The organism is Acinetobacter sp. UNC436CL71CviS28, assembly GCF_000620525.1.
GTDB lineage: Bacteria > Pseudomonadota > Gammaproteobacteria > Pseudomonadales > Moraxellaceae > Acinetobacter > Acinetobacter radioresistens.
In genome coordinates, this window is the sequence record NZ_JIBB01000022.1 from 35,849 (window position 1) to 53,657 (window position 17,809).

At 43.6% G+C, this 17,809-nt stretch carries 15 protein-coding genes and 4 tRNA genes; 15 read left to right on the forward strand and 4 right to left on the reverse strand.

Going from position 1 to position 17,809, the window contains the following annotated elements; genetic code table 11:
- The first annotated feature begins 63 nt into the window (after positions 1–63).
- Positions 64–573, forward strand: a complete 510-nt coding sequence (locus tag N518_RS0109575; RefSeq protein ID WP_005018507.1) for a DUF1543 domain-containing protein — start codon at positions 64–66, stop codon at positions 571–573.
- Between the two features lie 255 nt (positions 574–828).
- A complete protein-coding gene (locus tag N518_RS0109580; protein WP_017401162.1) occupies positions 829–1,824 on the forward strand; it encodes a DUF2804 domain-containing protein in 996 nt (331 codons plus the stop codon).
- A gap of 74 nt (positions 1,825–1,898) precedes the next feature.
- Here the strand turns inward: N518_RS0109580 and N518_RS0109585 are convergent, their stop codons facing one another.
- Positions 1,899–2,777, reverse strand: a complete 879-nt coding sequence (locus tag N518_RS0109585) for a metal-dependent hydrolase (protein WP_017401163.1) — start codon at positions 2,775–2,777, stop codon at positions 1,899–1,901.
- A gap of 126 nt (positions 2,778–2,903) precedes the next feature.
- Between N518_RS0109585 and N518_RS0109590 the strand changes: the two genes are divergently transcribed.
- Complete coding sequence (locus tag N518_RS0109590; protein WP_010700225.1) at positions 2,904–3,929, forward strand: AraC family transcriptional regulator; 1,026 nt, start codon at positions 2,904–2,906, stop codon at positions 3,927–3,929.
- Between the two features lie 38 nt (positions 3,930–3,967).
- On the opposite strand, the gene N518_RS0109595 is transcribed toward N518_RS0109590, so the two are convergent.
- Positions 3,968–5,299: a Na+/H+ antiporter NhaC family protein gene (locus N518_RS0109595; RefSeq protein ID WP_005021370.1), complete on the reverse strand. Its 1,332-nt coding sequence runs from the start codon at positions 5,297–5,299 to the stop codon at positions 3,968–3,970.
- A 353-nt stretch (positions 5,300–5,652) separates the two neighbouring features.
- Here N518_RS0109595 and trpA point away from each other — a divergent pair, with 353 nt between their 5' ends.
- From trpA to N518_RS0109615, 4 genes are read left to right on the forward strand one after another with little or no spacing between them, the layout of a single operon-like run.
- Positions 5,653–6,456: a tryptophan synthase subunit alpha gene (trpA, locus tag N518_RS0109600; RefSeq protein ID WP_005021373.1), complete on the forward strand. Its 804-nt coding sequence runs from the start codon at positions 5,653–5,655 to the stop codon at positions 6,454–6,456.
- The gene (gene accD, locus N518_RS0109605) at positions 6,453–7,349 is read left to right on the forward strand and encodes an acetyl-CoA carboxylase, carboxyltransferase subunit beta (RefSeq protein ID WP_005018522.1); all 897 of its coding nucleotides are present in this window, start codon (positions 6,453–6,455) and stop codon (positions 7,347–7,349) included. Before trpA ends, accD begins: the two co-directional genes overlap by 4 nt.
- Positions 7,346–8,629, forward strand: coding sequence for a bifunctional tetrahydrofolate synthase/dihydrofolate synthase (gene folC, locus N518_RS0109610; RefSeq protein WP_005018524.1), 1,284 nt, complete (start codon positions 7,346–7,348; stop codon positions 8,627–8,629). Before accD ends, folC begins: the two co-directional genes overlap by 4 nt.
- Complete coding sequence (locus tag N518_RS0109615; RefSeq protein ID WP_171076399.1) at positions 8,620–9,627, forward strand: SPOR domain-containing protein; 1,008 nt, start codon at positions 8,620–8,622, stop codon at positions 9,625–9,627. Before folC ends, N518_RS0109615 begins: the two co-directional genes overlap by 10 nt.
- An 8-nt stretch (positions 9,628–9,635) precedes the next feature.
- Here the strand turns inward: N518_RS0109615 and N518_RS0109620 are convergent, their stop codons facing one another.
- Positions 9,636–10,166 (reverse strand): dual specificity protein phosphatase family protein, encoded by a 531-nt coding sequence (locus N518_RS0109620; RefSeq protein ID WP_005021377.1) that lies wholly within the window; start codon positions 10,164–10,166, stop codon positions 9,636–9,638.
- Between the two features lie 150 nt (positions 10,167–10,316).
- The gene (locus N518_RS0109625; RefSeq protein ID WP_005018543.1) at positions 10,317–10,958 is read right to left on the reverse strand and encodes a peroxiredoxin; all 642 of its coding nucleotides are present in this window, start codon (positions 10,956–10,958) and stop codon (positions 10,317–10,319) included.
- A gap of 339 nt (positions 10,959–11,297) precedes the next feature.
- Between N518_RS0109625 and secA the strand changes: the two genes are divergently transcribed.
- From secA to N518_RS0109670, 8 genes are all read left to right on the forward strand, one after another.
- On the forward strand, positions 11,298–14,027 hold the full coding sequence (gene secA / locus N518_RS0109630; protein ID WP_005018545.1) for a preprotein translocase subunit SecA: 2,730 nt from the start codon (positions 11,298–11,300) through the stop codon (positions 14,025–14,027).
- 135 nt (positions 14,028–14,162) lie between these two features.
- Positions 14,163–14,522: a hypothetical protein gene (locus tag N518_RS0109635; protein WP_026444185.1), complete on the forward strand. Its 360-nt coding sequence runs from the start codon at positions 14,163–14,165 to the stop codon at positions 14,520–14,522.
- Positions 14,523–14,686: 164 nt separating this feature from the next.
- Entirely contained in the window at positions 14,687–15,907 is a 1,221-nt protein-coding gene (gene argJ, locus N518_RS0109640; protein ID WP_005021380.1) for a bifunctional glutamate N-acetyltransferase/amino-acid acetyltransferase ArgJ, read from the forward strand.
- A 140-nt stretch (positions 15,908–16,047) separates the two neighbouring features.
- The gene (gene nadA, locus N518_RS0109650) at positions 16,048–17,112 is read left to right on the forward strand and encodes a quinolinate synthase NadA (protein ID WP_005021382.1); all 1,065 of its coding nucleotides are present in this window, start codon (positions 16,048–16,050) and stop codon (positions 17,110–17,112) included.
- Positions 17,113–17,265: 153 nt separating this feature from the next.
- A tRNA-Pro gene (locus tag N518_RS0109655) sits at positions 17,266–17,342 on the forward strand.
- A 45-nt stretch (positions 17,343–17,387) separates the two neighbouring features.
- Positions 17,388–17,464, forward strand: a tRNA-Arg gene (locus N518_RS0109660).
- Positions 17,465–17,500: 36 nt separating this feature from the next.
- A tRNA-His gene (locus N518_RS0109665) sits at positions 17,501–17,576 on the forward strand.
- A gap of 4 nt (positions 17,577–17,580) precedes the next feature.
- Positions 17,581–17,657 (forward strand) — tRNA-Pro (locus N518_RS0109670).
- The last annotated feature ends 152 nt before the right edge of the window (positions 17,658–17,809 follow it).

Below are 17,809 nucleotides of genomic sequence, written 5' to 3' on the forward strand. Positions count from 1 at the left end.
ATCAAGACAGGATAAAATTATGGCCAATACAGCTCATCTATAGATATTTTGACAGGAGTATCAATGCCTAGTCTATTTATTGTTATGCTTGGCGGACGACATGCACGTGCCAATACTGAAGTACATGATGTGGTGCTGGCAGTCGGGGATACACTTGAAGAAGTTTACCCCCAACTTAAGCAGTCGTGGTTTGGAGAACAGAAAGGCCTGCACATAGATGCATGGGCTAAAATCAATGGTATAACGTTTGAAGAAAAGAATTATCAGATCCATTTTACCCAAGCTCAGCCTCAGGCTTCTGAACAGAAACTCTATTTAATTAACCTTGGCGGTTACGATGCGCAGGAATTTGGGGAACTTCATCGTTATGTACTGGTCGTAGCACAGAACCATATGATAGCCAAACAGCGGGGGAAGCAGTATTTTGCCAGCCATTGGAAAAAACAGCATACAGACCGCGTATTAGATATTGATGACTGTATTGCCATTGATCAGGTTTATGGCCGTTACATACAATTGATAGAAGGTAATTTTTTTGGTAATTGTTGGGAAAATACCTATCTAACCATTTAATCAAAAAATTGGTAAAAGAAGTTCTGGATATTTTCTGGAAAAGCATAATTGACTGTTAAACCCAACTGTTTAATACTTGAACAGTGTTTTTTCTATATTGTTTTGAAATTTATGGAAGAGCCTCCTTAAGCTGTTTAAATGAGCAAAAAAAATAAAGGGAAATATAGAGAGTAAAATGATCTTAGTAGGCAGATTATAATTTTTAAAAGCTTGAATAAGCTGATATAGCTTAGGTTTGGGAGCAGGGGAAATAAAATGGATTTGATTCAGGCAAATGGACAGCCGCGTTATGGGCGATTTTCTCAATTGCCGAGTAGTATCAGCCTTGACCAGTACGAGTACAAAACACCTTATGGGGATGTGCTTCAAGGCTGGCGTAAAAAGCTAAAATATAAAAAGTTTAAATTCTGTAGTATTCAGCATGAACATTATTCAATTGGTCTGGCAATTGTTGATATTGGCTGGGCCGGCCATGCTTTTTTCTATATTTATGATCATGCAAATGAGCAGGTGCAGCAGTGGAATGCAATCCAGCCTTTTGGCTATAGAACCCATCTGGATGAGCAACCACTTTATAATCAGAGTCATTTCTACAAATCACCCTTCGCAATTGAAATCCAGCATGCCAATGGGGTGCGTTATATCCGTATAACCAGACATGGCGAAGTTAAATTAAGTGCACGAATGTTTTGTGCCGGTACCCAGCCCTTGAGTTTGTGTAGTCCAAATGGAATCAATGGGTGGACTTATACCCAGAAACTGACCACCTTGGCCGTAGAAGGTTATTTTGTTAATAAACAGAAACAGACCATTCAGTTTAATGAAACCAGTTTTGCTTCACTGGATGACACCTGTGGTTTTCTAAGACCGGAAACTGCTTGGTACTGGCTGTCATGCAGTTTCTGGGATGCTAAAAAACGGCGAATTGGATTGAATCTGGCCTCTGGGGTGAATGAAAGCTTTGGTAATGAAAACTCGCTCTGGATTAATGGTGAGCTTTTTGCTTTAAGTGATGTATTATTTGAACCGATTGATGACAAAAGCTGGAGTATCCGGGCATTAGATCAGCGTTTAAATCTGGTGGTCCAGACCAGCTGGCGTCGTTATGAAAGTATTAACTTACGAATGGTAGGAAGCCAGTTTAGCCAATGGCAGGCAAAAATAAGTGGAACAATCCGGACTGAAGAGGATGAAACTATAGAACTTCTATTTGAACATGGCTTATTAGAACAGCACTATGCAAAATGGTAATGTTCGCTTATTTATAGTGACTCAAAAATGAAAAGGCCAAGATGACTCAGCTTTTCCATTTTCTATATATAGCTTCAGTCTTGCGCTGCCTGCCAGAAAGCCTCTCCTGCCAGAACCGGATCACCCGTTTCTTCTAGTGTTTTTACCCATACATCATATTGCGCAATAATAGGATGCTGACTGGGATGAAAGTCTTTTTTAAACCAGTCCCGGTACTGTTTGCCCATACGTGTTAATGTACCGTGACGGCCAAAAAACCAGGGTAAACCCCGAACATTCATCTGCAAGCGTTGCCAGGCAGAAAAGCCGTCATGCCTTAACATGACGTTGGCACGATAAAGAGTAAAACCAAACATCAGGCCGGTAGTCCACGCTAAAGTAAATTTACGGGTCATTTCTGGCACATTGGCGATATCATGCATGACATCAAATGCAACATCACGATGTTCCATTTCTTCAATAGCATGCCAGGCAAACAGAGCACGGACATAGGGATGCGCATCTTTTAAAGTTGATTTGTATGCAAAAAAAGTCTCGGCCATTAACGCGGTGAGATGCTCGGCAGCAGCAGTCATGGCAATATTATATTCAGGAGAACGCTGTTCGAGTTCAAATTTGAAAATTCTGGTTAAACGCTGAATAAACTGGTCTACGGGCATACCCTGTGCTTTCATGAGCTGGTTCATCTGATCATGGGCAATTCCATGCTGTGCTTCCTGACGGATAAAATCAGCCACCCGGTTCTTCAGCTCAGGGTCGGTAATCTGATCACGAAACAGGCGTACACTCTGAATAAAATAACGCTCACCATCAGGAAAGGTCAGACTTAATGCATCAAACATACGGGTAATAAACGGATCACCGCCAAACCAGAAACGTGGTATCTCATTCAGTTTGAAATTCAGGTGAGAGCGTACCACCGGACGGGCTTGATACTGGACTACTGCATTCATATTATTTTACTTCATATAGCCATTTATACTGCTCAGTATGTCGGGCTTTATCGCTTTTGTTTTGACAGTTCTTGCCAATTTTTATACTTTTTACGACAGCAGGACAGTTAATGGATTAAGCTGCACATGTCAGTATTCAAAATATCAAATGGTTATTTCCATTTATGGAAAACCTGCTTGCAGAGCAAAAACCTGAACTGGCGCCAGCTGGACTTATCTGCTGAACAGCAGCAACAGCTTGAGCATATTTTAAGTCTGCCGATTGATACCCAGTCAGACATGCAGTTTTTTCTTGATTTGATTGAGGTAAGCCGGCAACAGTGGCTCCTTCCGAATCTGGTACTCGATATGGCCTACTGTATTAGCCCGGCAAATTTCGGTGTACTAGGCTATATGGCTTCCAATAGCGCTACCTTGGCACAGGCAATTCAATACGTGATGCGGTTTCATCGTTTAGTGATTGACAGTGAGCAGGTATTACCTCTGCATATTACCGAATATAAAAATAAAATCCGCCTCTATTGGCCTTTGGTTGATGAGCAGATGACGGTATTATGCGAACTGACTCTAGCTGCAATGGTACATTTGGCCCGTCAGATCATCCCTGAACAGCAGCTTTTTTTACAGGCTGTGGAGTTTGTCCATTTTCCAAAAGTTTCCTTTCTTAATTACCAGAAGTTTTTTCAGTGTACGCTAAAGTTCCAGCAGCCTTATTATGCTATTACCTTTGCACGGGAAAGTTTAAATAGCCGGCCATATCAGGCAGATTCTACCCTTATACAGTTGCTGGTCAGGCAGGCAGAAGAAGCGCTGGCCTCTAAATCGACAGCGCAGGATCTTACCCAGCAAATTCACTGGATTGTAGGTGAATATATGAAACAGCAGCAACGGGCACCTTTACTGGAATGGATTGCAGACGAGTTGCATCTATCTGTGCGAAGTCTGCAGCGCGCCTTAAAAAAGCAGGATACTTCCTTTAAGGAAATTGTAGACCTGCAGACGATGAAGCGCTGTGAGCTATTACTGGTACAAAATGAAAGTCTAAACCGGATTGCTGAGCAGCTGGGCTATTCGGACCAGTCAGCATTAGCACGCGCCTATAAACGGGTGAGAGGCTCTACACTGCTGGCATTTCGTAGAGCACAGCAATGAGACCATTTATATAATAACTGTTTACAATATAGGCTGATTCAGACTGTTTTCAGGCGTGGATAACGGAACAGGATGGAGAGGATGGCAAAAATTGCCAAGACCCAGCAGTAATAAATATGGCCAAGCAGCTCAACAGGCGACAGTTTGGCAATGGAGCAGGCCAATAGCAATTGAGCTCCATAAGGAATCAGACCCTGAACAACACAAGAAAAAATATCCATTAGAGCAGCCACACGTTTTGGATCAAGTCCATATTCTTTGCTGACTTCACGTGCCATGTCACCTGAAAGGATAATTGCTACGGTATTATTTGCCACAAACAGATTGGAGAAAACTACCAGAAAACTGACCCCCAGTTCACCGGCCCGTTCACGGCTAATCCTGAATAGACGCGTAACGCTATAGATCCGCTCAATCAGCCACTGCAGTCCGCCTTCCTTTTGCATGATGGCAGACAAACCGCCTAAAAACATAGACAGCAAGGCAACTTCAAACATGCCGACAAAACCGTCATATATTGCAGTGTTTAGCTTCAATAGATTAAATTCAGGCTGTACAAACAAACCGATAAGACCTGAAAGCAAAATTCCTGTACCTAAAGTAACCAAAACATGCAAACGGCTAAAAGCCAGCAAGAAAACAGCCAGATACGGTAAAATGAGCCATAAATTATAAGAAGTATGCTCAATGGTCTGGGAGTCATGCGTGGTTAGAATATAGATCATCAAAGTAATTACCGAAGCGGGGACGGCAATCCAGACATTCACCCGGAACTTATCGCGCAATTCAACATTCTGACTACGGGTAGCGGCAATTGTAGTATCTGAAATCATTGAAAGGTTATCACCGAACATTGCGCCACCTACCACTGCACCAATGGCGTAAACCACTTCAATATCGGTAACTTGGGCAAATCCAAAAGCAATGGGTGCACAGGCAGCAATTGTTCCCATTGAGGTGCCCATCGCCGTAGCGATAAAAGCTGAAATAATAAACAGCATGGGTAAAACAAAAGAAGGCGGAATAATAGAAAGTCCGAGCTGTACGGTTGCATCTACGCTGCCAATAGTACTGGAAACACTGGCAAAAGCTCCTGCAAACATAAACACCATGAACATGAGAATCAGGTTCGGATGACTGGCACCTTTTAGAAATTCTTCAATAGCTTCATTAATCTGGCCGCGATAGATCAGCAATGCAAGAATAATCGCTGGGAGGGCTGCAACAGGAGCTTTAACTTGATAAAAGGCAAATTCGGTTCCGATAATTGAATGGTAAATACCACTGCCTAAAAAGATGGCCAAAAATACAATAAGCGGAAGCAGTGCAAGCACGCGAGCCTGCACCTTGCTAGAAAGGTCGGAGGTCATAAAGTATAAGAGAGAATAAGAAAACCCTTATAGTATAAGGCAGGTTTCAATATTTCAGTAAATTTAAACAACCGTGCAGGAAAACTGCAAAATATAAAAAATAAAGGCTGTAAAAATTAGGTCTAACTCATTTAAGTTCATTTCAGACAGCCCAAAAATAGGAAGCTTTGATCATTGAGAAAAAAACGAAAATATTGATAAATGTAGACCTCGGGTTGTTCTGGAATAGATCGCCACAATGCGCTGCTTGCTTGCTCTATCTATTGAGTAAAAAATAGCGTTACAATGCAGCGTCTTGTATTTCTACAAAACCAAATTCTCAGTTTTCAATGATTCAAGGAATGCACAACCCTATGTCACGTTTAGCCACCCGTTTTGAGCAGCTTAAATCACAACAGCGTAAAGCTTTGGTTTCTTATGTGATGGCTGGTGATCCAGCACCGCATGTAACAGTCCCGCTGTTACATCGTATGGTGGAAGCAGGGGTAGACGTGATTGAACTTGGGTTGCCATTTTCAGATCCAATGGCGGATGGTCCAGTCATTGCTTTGGCTGCAGAGCGGGCACTGGCAGGCGGAACCAATACGCTAGATGCACTGAATATGGTAAAAGAATTCCGTGAGACAGATCAGGAAACACCGGTCGTACTTATGGGTTATCTGAATCCGGTCGAAGTAATTGGCTATGAGCAGTTTGTTTCAACAGCCAAAGCTTGTGGTGTAGATGGCATATTGCTAGTCGACTTGCCGCCTGAAGAATCTGATCGTCTGGTGACGATCCTGAAACAGCATGAGATGGATCAGATCTTCCTGCTTGCTCCGACTTCAACCGACCAGCGTATTCAGCACGTAGTAAAACAGGCTAGTGGCTTTATTTACTATGTTTCGCTCAAAGGTGTAACTGGAGCTGCCAGTCTGGATGTCACTGCAGCTGCAGAACGTATCGAAAAAATCAAAAAAGCCACCGATGTTCCAGTCGGAGTAGGCTTTGGAATTAGCGATGCGGCTTCTGCAAAAGCAATGGGCAGTGTGGCAGATGCAGTAATTGTGGGAAGCGCTTTTGTAAAAACTTTTGCAACTTTGGCCCCAGAACAAGCCGTTGAGCAAACGGTCAATAAAGTCAAGGAGCTTCGAGCAGCGCTCGATGAATTAGTATGAATCAAGAAGTGAAACCAGGGAAAATCCTTAGTACACCAACACCATGGACGGAACGTTCAGTTCCGGGTATTGAGGTACCTGACGAACAGCAGGCTTTAAAAGCCACCTTTACCGAGCCAACTATTGAGTGCCCGGAATGTCATGCCCTGGTTACACGTACGGCTATGTCTTTTAATGCGTATGTTTGTCCACAATGTGATGAACATTTGCGTATGAAAGCCCGCGAACGCCTGACTTGGTTCCTGGATCAGGTCACAGCTGAACTTGGCCAGGAATTTACTGCTAAAGATCCATTACATTTCGTCGACAGTCGTCCTTATCCGGAGCGTATGCGTGAAGCACAGGATAAGACCGGTGAAAGTGAAGCTCTGATTGTCATGCAGGGTACGCTTAAAAATCTTCCGCTAGTGGCTTGTGCTTTTGAGTTTGATTTTATGGGCGGTTCCATGGGTACGGTTGTGGGCGACCGCTTTGTGCAGGCCGCTGAGCGAGCAATCGCACAACGTCAGCCGCTGATCTGTTTTGCAGCTTCAGGTGGTGCCCGTATGCAAGAAGGGATGTTGTCTCTTATGCAGATGGCTCGTACTTCTGCAGCGATCCAGCGACTTAAGGATGCCGGTTTACCTTATGTTGTGGTCTTGACTCATCCAGTATATGGTGGTGTTACTGCATCTCTAGCTATGCTGGGCGATGTACATATTGCTGAGCCTAAAGCCATGATTGGTTTTGCCGGTAAACGCGTTATTGAGCAAACTGTTCGAGAAAAGCTTGAAGAGCCGTTCCAACGTGCTGAATACTTGCTTGATCATGGTGTAGTCGATCAGATTGTCCACCGTCATGCATTACGTGATACTGTATATCGCATTGTAGCTAAACTGATGAACTTGCCTTGAACAATGCTCCATATGCAACCGATACATTAAACACATGGCTCGATTATTGGAGCCATGTTCACGTTACAGGGATTGATTTAGGTCTTGAACGGGTCATCCCTGTTGCTGAAAAACTGGAAGTCACCCAACCTATTGCCAAGGTATTTACTGTCGCTGGTACCAATGGCAAGGGATCAACTACCACCACTCTGGCCGCAATTCTCAATGCCCAGGGTTATAAGGTGGGTTTATATCAATCTCCTCATATTTACCGTTTTAATGAACGGGTCAAACTGGCTGGTCAGGAAGTTGATGACCAGACCCTGATCAATGCATTTGTAGCTGTAGATCAGGCCCGCCGTGAATGTGGACTGAGCCTGTCTTTTTTTGAAGCCACTACACTGGCCGCTTTTGTCATCTTTAAGCAGCAGCAATGTGATGTCTGGGTACTAGAAGTCGGGTTGGGTGGACGCCTCGATGTGGTTAATGTGGTTGATCCGGATATTGCTGTCATTACCAATATTGGACTCGATCATACTGACTGGTTAGGTGATACTATTGAAAAAATTGCCTATGAAAAGGCCGGGATTATCCGTCCCGGTATTCCTGTAGTATTTGGTGGTTTACAGACTCTGCCTCAAGCCATCCAGACAAAAGCCGAAAGTTCGCAGGCAACGCTATATACCGCTAATCGGGATTATTTCTTTAAATATAGTGAAGATGGACAGTACTGGTTTTTTGCTTCATCGGGCCTGACCGTGAAATTGCCAGTCGGCTCACTGGCACTGGAAAATATTGCGCTGGCTGTTGCGGCAGTTCTGCTGAGTGGCCTTGATGTTACTCAAACTGCTATTGCTCAGGGAATTCAAAAAGCTCGCCTGTCGGGGCGTTTTGAAATACGTAAATTGCAGGATCGCACTATAATTTTAGATGCAGGACATAATCCTCATGGTGTAGAATTTTTGTTAAAGCAATTGCGAAAATTTCTGGAATACAATAAACAATACACGGAAATTATAACTGTCTTTTCAATGTTGGCAGATAAAGATATTGAAACCGTGGTGGATATACTCAAACCTGCTGTTTTAAGTTGGAATATTGCCCCGTTAACCGTACCGCGTGCAGCTTCTTTGGAGCAGCTTGGCTTTGCATTACAGGAAGAGACAGTTAAACAGTTCAGCAGTGTGCAAGAAGCATTTCACTCGGCAGTGGCCGAAGCTCAACAGCACCAGCTGATTTTGGTTTGCGGTTCGTTTCATACCTTAGAAGCGGTTTGGGAGTATCTGGAAGAATGTCAATGAATAGCAAACAGCGCTGGATGGGAGGCGTTGTTTTATTAGGTGGTGGTGTTTTATTGGCAGCATTACTCTTAAAGGGTAAAGAAGAGATTGACCAAAAACATGTTCAGGTTCCCCCAACTGAACAAGTACAACAACAACGTAAAAATCCTGCTAACCAAGATCTGGTTCAGCTACAACCTTTAGCTGTAGATGTCGAAACTGAAAAGCGTCTGCTTGAGGAGCAACGTCGCGCGCGTGAGAGAGCAGTTGCCGAACAGGAAGCACGTGCTGCAGAATTTTTACAAATGCAACAACAGGCCGAAGCAGAGGCTGCAAGAAAAGCTGCTGAGGAATATGCAACGTTAAATGCCTTGCGTAATGGAAATCAGGAAAGTTCAGATAATATTCCACCTGAACTGGTTGATGAGAAAGCTAAATCAGCACCTAATACACAAAATAAACCACAGAATACTCTGAACGCACAGCAGTCAGAAGCTCAGAAGAAGGAAGCTCAGCGCAAGCAGGAAGCTGAGCGTCAGGTGGTTGAAAAAAAGCGCAGTGAGCTAGAGGCCAAACAAAAGGCTGAGGCAGAACGCAAAGCGACGGCAGAGAAAAAGGCCCAAGAAGAGCAAAAACGTAAAGCAGCAGAGAAAAAAGCTGCCGAGGAAAAAAACTTAAAAGCTGAAGCTGAAAGGAAAAAATCTCAGGAAGAGGCCAAGAAAAAAGCCGAAGCTGAAAAAGCTCGTAAATTACTAGAGGAAGGAGATGATGACCGGCAGTGGATGGTCCAGGTGGCTTTGGCAGCTAATGAAGCTAATGCAGATGCCATTGTCTCCAAATTACGTGCTAAAGGCTATAAAGTTACCCGTAGCCCAACTTCTAAGGGAATCCGGATTATGGTCGGACCGGCTAAAGACCGGGACACGGCAGATGAAGCCCGTAAAAAAATTGTTAATGATGCCAGCCTGAATATGAAATCTGCTTGGGTTATTGACTGGGTGCCACTCGATAAACGCTAATCCTATCATTATTTTTGTTCTGGACTCTGCAGCTGTTGCCGGGTCCATTGAATATTTTCTATACTAAAAAGTCTCTCTATATTCTTCCAGATAACATGGTAACCATAACCCCCATGCTTCATTTCAAGTAAAGCCTGCTCTGTGCTCCAGTTTTCAAATACAATACGGTACATTGCAATACTGGCACCAGTACGGTCTGAGCCGTGATAGCAATGAATCAGTACCTTCTGTCCAGAGTGTTGAGCTTGCTTTAGATATCGCATAATTCCCAGCAACTGTTCACGGTTCATTGCCCAGGTGCGAATGGGCAGATGTATGACTTGAATATTCTCTCCCTCTAAAATACCGCTATCCCGGTCGTGTGTACGCAGATTAATTACAGTCTTGATATTTTTCTGTTTTAATAAAGGTAATAAACCGGAACTGGGCTGTTCGCTACGGTAGACCCATGAACTGACCTGATAAAAATTATGTGCTGCTGAAAGCTGGTTGCCCCAGTGCTCAGGTCGCTGATGGTCAGGCAGCGCAGGAGCAGTCATGCATCCATTAAGTATCAAAATGCTGCTGCATAGACCTGTGAGAATGTATCTGTTTTCTATCATCCTGCTCTTCTTTAAATGGAGTAGCCATTTATAACAAAAAAGCCTATCTGCAAGAGATAGGCCTAAGAGAATATAAACAGATTAAATTTAGTCTTTATCAGGTTGTGGAGTTAAGCGTAGATAAGGTTTAACCGCCTTATAACCCTTTGGAAAACGTTCTTTCAGTTCGGTTTCATCCTGAAGAGATGGAACAATCACAACATCTTCACCTTGTTGCCAGTTTGCTGGAGTGGCGACTTTGTGATTGTCGGTAAGTTGTAATGAATCTACAACGCGCAGGATTTCATTAAAATTACGACCAGTAGATGCAGGATAGGTAATAATCAAACGTACTTTTTTATTCGGATCGATAATGACCAGAGAGCGGACAGTTGTAGTTTCACTGGCATTCGGATGCAGGAAACCATAAAGTTCAGAAACCTTGCGATCCTGATCTGCAATAATCGGAAAATTTACTGTAGTGTTCTGGGTCTCATTAATGTCATTGATCCAGCCTTTATGTGATTCCACATCATCTACAGATAAAGCAATCGCTTTCACTCCGCGGCGTTCAAACTCGTCTTTAAGCTTTGCAGTATAGCCCAGTTCAGTGGTACAGACCGGAGTATAGTCGGCAGGATGTGAAAACAGAATTCCCCAGCTATCTCCAAGAAATTCATAAAAATCAATAATTCCTTCACTAGACTGCTGCTGGAAATTTGGTGCGGTATCGCCTAGGCGTAATGTCATGATTATTGCCTCTAATTCTGATTGGTAAGTATAGTCTTTATATAATATGGAACAGATCTTTAGTATTGAGAACCACTGTTTACATATTTTCTTATGAAAATTTTGTATATGAATATTTTAATTTTCATCAGTAATTCTGATGGAAAACTCTTTTCTGTGCTAGGTGAAACTGTTGTAAGTTTGCTAAATTAGCAGCATTTTCGTGCAGCGATATGAAAGCCATTCAACAATTTTTTTTACAGGTTTTGTGCAAAGCCCTTGTACTTGTAAATTCTGGCATCATAATAACGACTGAGAAAAAATTACCATTTGACAAGCAAGATTTAGAGAGTCTATTACATGTTGGCAAGTCTGATCGGAGGTATCTTCGGTACAAAAAATGAGCGCGAACTCAAGCGGATGCAGAAAATTGTCGAGAAGATCAATGCGCTCGAGCCGACCATATCTACCTTAAATGATGCAGACTTATCTGCAAAAACCCAAGAATTCAAACAACGTTATAATAAGGGTGAAACGTTAGATAACCTTCTGCCAGAGGCTTTTGCTGTCTGTCGTGAAGCTGCAAAGCGTGTAATGGGCATGCGTCATTATGATGTGCAGCTGATCGGTGGTATTACCCTGCATGAAGGCAAGATTGCCGAGATGCGTACCGGTGAGGGTAAGACCCTGATGGGAACACTGGCATGTTATCTTAATGCCATCAGCAGTCAGGGCGTGCATGTTATTACTGTCAATGACTATCTGGCGCAGCGTGATGCTGAGTTAAACCGTCCTTTATTCGAGTTTCTCGGCTTGTCGATTGGTGTCATCTATTCGATGCAGAATCCGGTAGAGAAATCTGAAGCTTATAAAGCTGATATTACTTACGGAACCAACAACGAGTTTGGCTTTGACTATCTGCGTGACAACATGGTGTTCTCGCTGCAAGAGAAAAAACAGCGTGGTCTGGTGTATGCCATTATCGATGAAGTTGACTCAATTCTGATTGATGAAGCACGTACACCACTGATTATTTCTGGTCAGAGTGAAGACTCGTCACAGCTTTATGCAGCAATTAATACGATTCCACCAAAACTGCGTCCACAAAAAGAAGAAAAAGTGGCCGATGGCGGTCATTTTTGGATCGATGAAAAACAGCGCTCAGTAGAGATGACTGAAATTGGTTATGAAACGGTAGAGCAGGAACTGATCCAGATGGGCTTGCTGGCAGAAGGTGAAAGCCTTTACTCCGCAGCAAACCTGAACCTGGTACATCATATTACTGCTGCGATCCGTGCACATTACCTGTATCAGCGAAATGTACATTACATCATCAATGATGGTGAAGTAATTATTGTTGATGAAAATACTGGCCGTACCATGCCGGGACGCCGCTGGTCAGAAGGTCTGCATCAGGCAGTAGAAGCTAAAGAAGGTTTGGAGATTCAGCCGGAAAACCAGACACTGGCAACCACGACTTTCCAGAACTATTTCCGTCTGTATCAAAAACTTTCCGGTATGACCGGTACAGCTGATACTGAAGCTGCGGAGATGAAAGAAATTTATGGACTGGATGTGGTGATTATTCCAACTCACCGCCCAATGATCCGTAAAGATCTCAACGATTTAATCTATCTGAATCGTAATGGTAAATATAATGCCATTATCGGAGAGATCCGAAATATTCGTGAAGCTGGTGTAGCACCAATTCTGATTGGTACCGCTACCATTGAAGCCAGTGAAATTCTGTCTGAGAAATTAACGCAGGCAGGTATTCATCACGAAGTTCTAAACGCTAAGCAGCATGAGCGTGAAGCAGATATCATTGCGCAGGCGGGTTCACCAAATGCTGTTACCATTGCTACCAATATGGCAGGCCGTGGTACAGACATTTTGCTTGGTGGTAACTGGAAAGCTAAACTGGCAAAACTTGAAAACCCGACAGCAGAAGATGAAATACGGCTCAAAGCAGAGTGGGACCAGTACCATGAAATGGTACTAAATGCCGGCGGCCTGCATATTATTGGTTCCGAGCGTCACGAATCACGCCGTATTGATAACCAGCTGCGTGGTCGTGCCGGACGTCAGGGTGACCCGGGCGTGTCACGTTTTTATCTGTCACTAGAAGATGATCTGATGCGTATCTTTGCAGGTGACCGTGTAGTGGCAATGATGCGTGCTATGGGGTTGCAGGAAGATGAAGCAATTGAGCATAAAATGGTATCGCGCTCTATTGAAAATGCGCAGCGCAAGGTAGAAGCACGTAACTTTGATATTCGTAAAAATCTGCTCAAATATGATGATGTTAACAATGAGCAGCGTAAGATTATTTATTCTCAGCGTGACGATATTCTCGCAGAGAATAGTCTGCAAGATTATATTGAAGAGATGCATCGCGATGTCATGCAGGGACTGATCGGTAATTTTGTACCCCCTGAATCGATTCATGATCAGTGGGATATTGATGGTCTAGAAAATGCATTGCGTACAGATTTAGGAATTGATCTGCCAATTCAGCAATGGCTGGAAGAAGACCGCCGACTGGATGAAGAAGGTTTGGTTGCACGAATTACGGATGAAGTCATTAACCGTTACCGGGCCCGCCGTGAACAGATGGGTACTGAGTCAGCAGCAATGCTAGAACGTCATTTCCTGCTCAGTTCACTAGACCGTCACTGGAAAGAGCATCTTGCGGCAATGGATTATCTGCGACAAGGTATTCACTTACGTGGCTATGCCCAGAAAAACCCTGAACAGGAATACAAGAAAGAAGCCTTTAACCTGTTTGTAAATATGTTGGGTACCATTAAAGCTGACGTGGTAACAGATCTGTCACGTGTACATGTGCCGACTGCTGAAGAGCTGGCAGAAATGGAAGCACAACAACAGGCACAAGCGGAATCTATGCAGTTAAACTTCGCTCATGATGAAGTAGATGGCCTAACAGGTGAAGTAACTCATGAAGAGACTTCTTCTGTACCAGAGCGTTCACGTCCAGCTCAGGGGAATATTACTCCGCCAGCAAGTCGTAATGCTCCTTGTCCGTGTGGTTCAGGCCTGAAGTATAAACAGTGTCATGGTAAAATCTAAATATTAGCACGTTAAGCTTAAAGCAGAACTTCGGTTCTGCTTTTTTACAAGGTGTTACATATTATGTATTCGATTGCAGATGCTGCATTTAAATGTTATTTACTTGCTCATGATGAGTTGAAAAACTGGAAAAATATGAAAAAAGTACTCAACCTTTTAGTGGCTGCTACGCTCGCTTTACCTGCTCTAGCTTTTGCCGAAACGGGTCAATTAAGTCAAGCTACCCCTGCGCAAGTACAAGCTGCCCAAGGAACAGCTACGGCTCAGGCTGAATTAAAAAATGATACCATTACCCTGATCAGCCCTCGTACTGGTATTCGCTATACCATGAAAGCTACTGAACGCCCGATTATTTTGAGAACAGCGGCTATTGCAGCAGTAAATAACGTTACAGTGAACCGCATTGTAGCGTCAAATCCTGCATTATCGGCTGCCAGTCAGGAACAGGCCAAACAGTCACTTCTAGGTACAGAAACAGCTCTTGCTTCAAATTAATTTTATGATTCACATATTAAAAGCCGGATTCTATTCGGCTTTTTTGTATGTATTTAATAAAGCTTAATATAAAAATCACCAATTCATTTAGAGTCTCTCGATTTTTAGAAAAATTTGCACTAAGCTGTTGTGTTTTCAATAACCATATCACTGGAAATTCAAAAATGACTGTGGGTGACGTATCAATGCCACAAATGCATGTGGTGCAAGGCGTAAAAATTGGTTCAACTGAAGCATATATACGTTATCCGAACCGACGAGATCTGGTTATTTTTGAATTTGCAGAAGGGTCAAATGTTGCGGGCGTATTTACCCAAAATGCTTTTTGTGCTGCGCCAGTGCATATCTCTAAAGCGCATCTTTTAAAAAGTAATGCCCGTTACCTGGTGATTAATACAGGTAATGCCAATGCCGGTACTGGTAAGCTGGGGATGCAAAATGCGCTAGAGACCTGTAACAAGCTTGCCGAATTAGCTGGGGTTCAGACATCTGAAGTGCTGCCCTTTTCTACAGGCGTCATTGGTGAGCAGTTACCAATGCAGCGTTTACTTACAGGCTTGCAGCCTGCACTTGATAGTTTGAAAGCAGATGCGTGGCTGGATGCAGCAAGTGGAATAATGACCACCGATACTACACCTAAAGGTGCATCGGAACAGTTCGAACTTGATGGCATTACCTACAGCATGACTGGTATTTCTAAAGGTGCAGGTATGATTCGGCCCAACATGGCGACTATGCTAGGGTTTATTGCCACTGATGTACCTATTAGTTGTGAGCTGGTACAGCATCTGTTGAAAACTACTGTGGAACAGTCCTTCAACCGCATTACTATTGATGGCGATACATCAACCAATGATTCATGTATTTTGGTGGCTACCGGTCAGGCTGGCGGAGCAGAAATTACCAGTCTGGAAGATGAGCGCTATCAAACTGTACTTGAGGTTTTAACCCGCATCATGAAACGGCTGGCCCAACTCATCATTCGTGATGGAGAAGGGGCAACCAAGTTTATGACTGTGGCGGTCGAAGGCGGGGCAGATACCCAAGAATGTTGTGACGTTGCCTATAGTATTGCTCATTCACCTTTGGTAAAAACGGCTTTCTTTGCATCTGATCCGAACTGGGGACGAATTCTGGCCGCGATTGGCTATGCAGGTGTTAAAAACCTGGAGGTAGAAAAAATTCAGGTTTGGCTGGATGATGTCCAGATTTGTAAGGATGGCGGAGCTGCTGCTGACTATACCGAAGAAGCCGGAGCAGAAGTGATGGCGCAACAGGAAATTACGATTCGTGTTGATTTAGGTCGCGGCGAGGCGAAAGATACGGTTTATACCTGCGATCTGTCTTATGATTATGTCAAGATTAATGCAGATTATCGTTCTTAATATCATGAATAAAAAAAGCCCTCCATGTGGGGGCTTTTTTCTAAAATAAAGGTTTTTATCAACTGTATATTTAATATGGTTGAGATGATGGATCAAATGCCAGCGAAAAGGCTAGCAGCAAAAACAGAGAAGGCATGGTTATGACTGATGCGACATTAATTGCCAATGAAGCAAAAAATATTGTGCAGGCGCATTTGGACCGTTTAGGGGAACCCAAAAGTACTTCCCTGACTGAACAAGTGAAACAGGATAAATTTGAACAGATCAGGGCCGAACTGAACAAGCGTGATGCTGTACTGGTGGCACATTATTATTGCGATCCTGAAGTTCAGGAACTGGCTGAAATGACGGGCGGCTGCGTATCCGATTCACTGGAAATGGCACGTTTTGGTCGTGATCATGCTGCTTCTACCTTGGTAGTAGCCGGTGTAAAATTTATGGGTGAGACAGCTAAAATTCTGTCACCAGAAAAAACTGTGCTCATGCCTACACTGGAAGCTACCTGTTCACTGGATCTAGGTTGCCCTGAAGATGCGTTTACGCGGTTTTGCGATGAACACCCTGACCATACTGTTGTGGTATATGCCAATACTTCAGCTGCGGTCAAAGCACGTGCTGACTGGGTAGTGACTTCAAGCTGTGCAGTTGAAATTATTGAGCATCTAGATAGCTTGGGTGAGAAAATCATCTGGGCACCTGATCAGCATCTTGGTCGTTATATCCAGAAGAAAACCGGTGCAAATATGTTGCTCTGGGATGGGGCTTGTATTGTTCATGAAGAGTTTCGCGCACGTGGTATTGCCACCTTGAAAGCTCTCTATCCAGATGCAGCCGTTCTGGTGCATCCTGAATCCCCTGAATCGGTGATTGAGGTGGCTGATGCAGTAGGAAGTACATCACAATTGATTCAGGCAGCAAGGTCTTTGCCACATACCCATCTGATTGTGGCAACAGATCGTGGTATCTTCTATAAAATGCAACAGGTCGTGCCTGACAAGATCCTGCTTGAGGCACCAACAGCAGGTGAAGGGGCAACCTGCCGTTCATGTGCACATTGTCCTTGGATGGCTATGAATGAACTCGATGGAATTTTGCAGGTTTTACAAAAAGCTGACCAGAAAATAGAGGTTGACCTTGCACTTGCGCAGCGTGCAAAGTTGCCTTTAGACCGTATGTTAGCCTTTAGTGCCAGCTTAAAGCGTTGAAAATGATTAAAAAATGTCTAAAGTGCCTGATAAATATACATTTGAGGTGTTTTTTAATATTTTTTTAAATATAGGTGTTGACGTGACCATGCGTCACGCCTAGAATGCACACCGTACCGCACAAAGTGCGATACAATAAAAGCTGAGATGAATCGGAGTATGGCGCAGCCTGGTAGCGCATCTGGTTTGGGACCAGAGGGTCGTAGGTTCGAATCCTACTGCTCCGACCAATTTAAATCGGCGAAGTATCGCATGATATTTTTATCATCGGTCATGCGCCTGTAGCTCAGTTGGATAGAGCATCCGCCTTCTAAGCGGATGGTCACAGGTTCGAATCCTGTCAGGCGCGCCATTTGGTAGCTTGGTATTTAGAATCAAAGATGTTATGGTGGATGTAGCTCAGTTGGTAGAGCCCTGGATTGTGATTCCAGTTGTCGCGGGTTCGAATCCCGTCATTCACCCCATACTCGGAGTATGGCGCAGCCTGGTAGCGCATCTGGTTTGGGACCAGAGGGTCGTAGGTTCGAATCCTACTGCTCCGACCATTTAAAGAATCCGCGTCAAGCGGTTTTTTTATGCTTGAAATTTAGAAAAATAAATCATAATCTCTAATCTCTAATCTCTAATCTCTAATCTCTAATCTCTAATCTCTAATCTCTAATCTCTAATCTCTAATCTCTAATCTCTAATCTCTAAT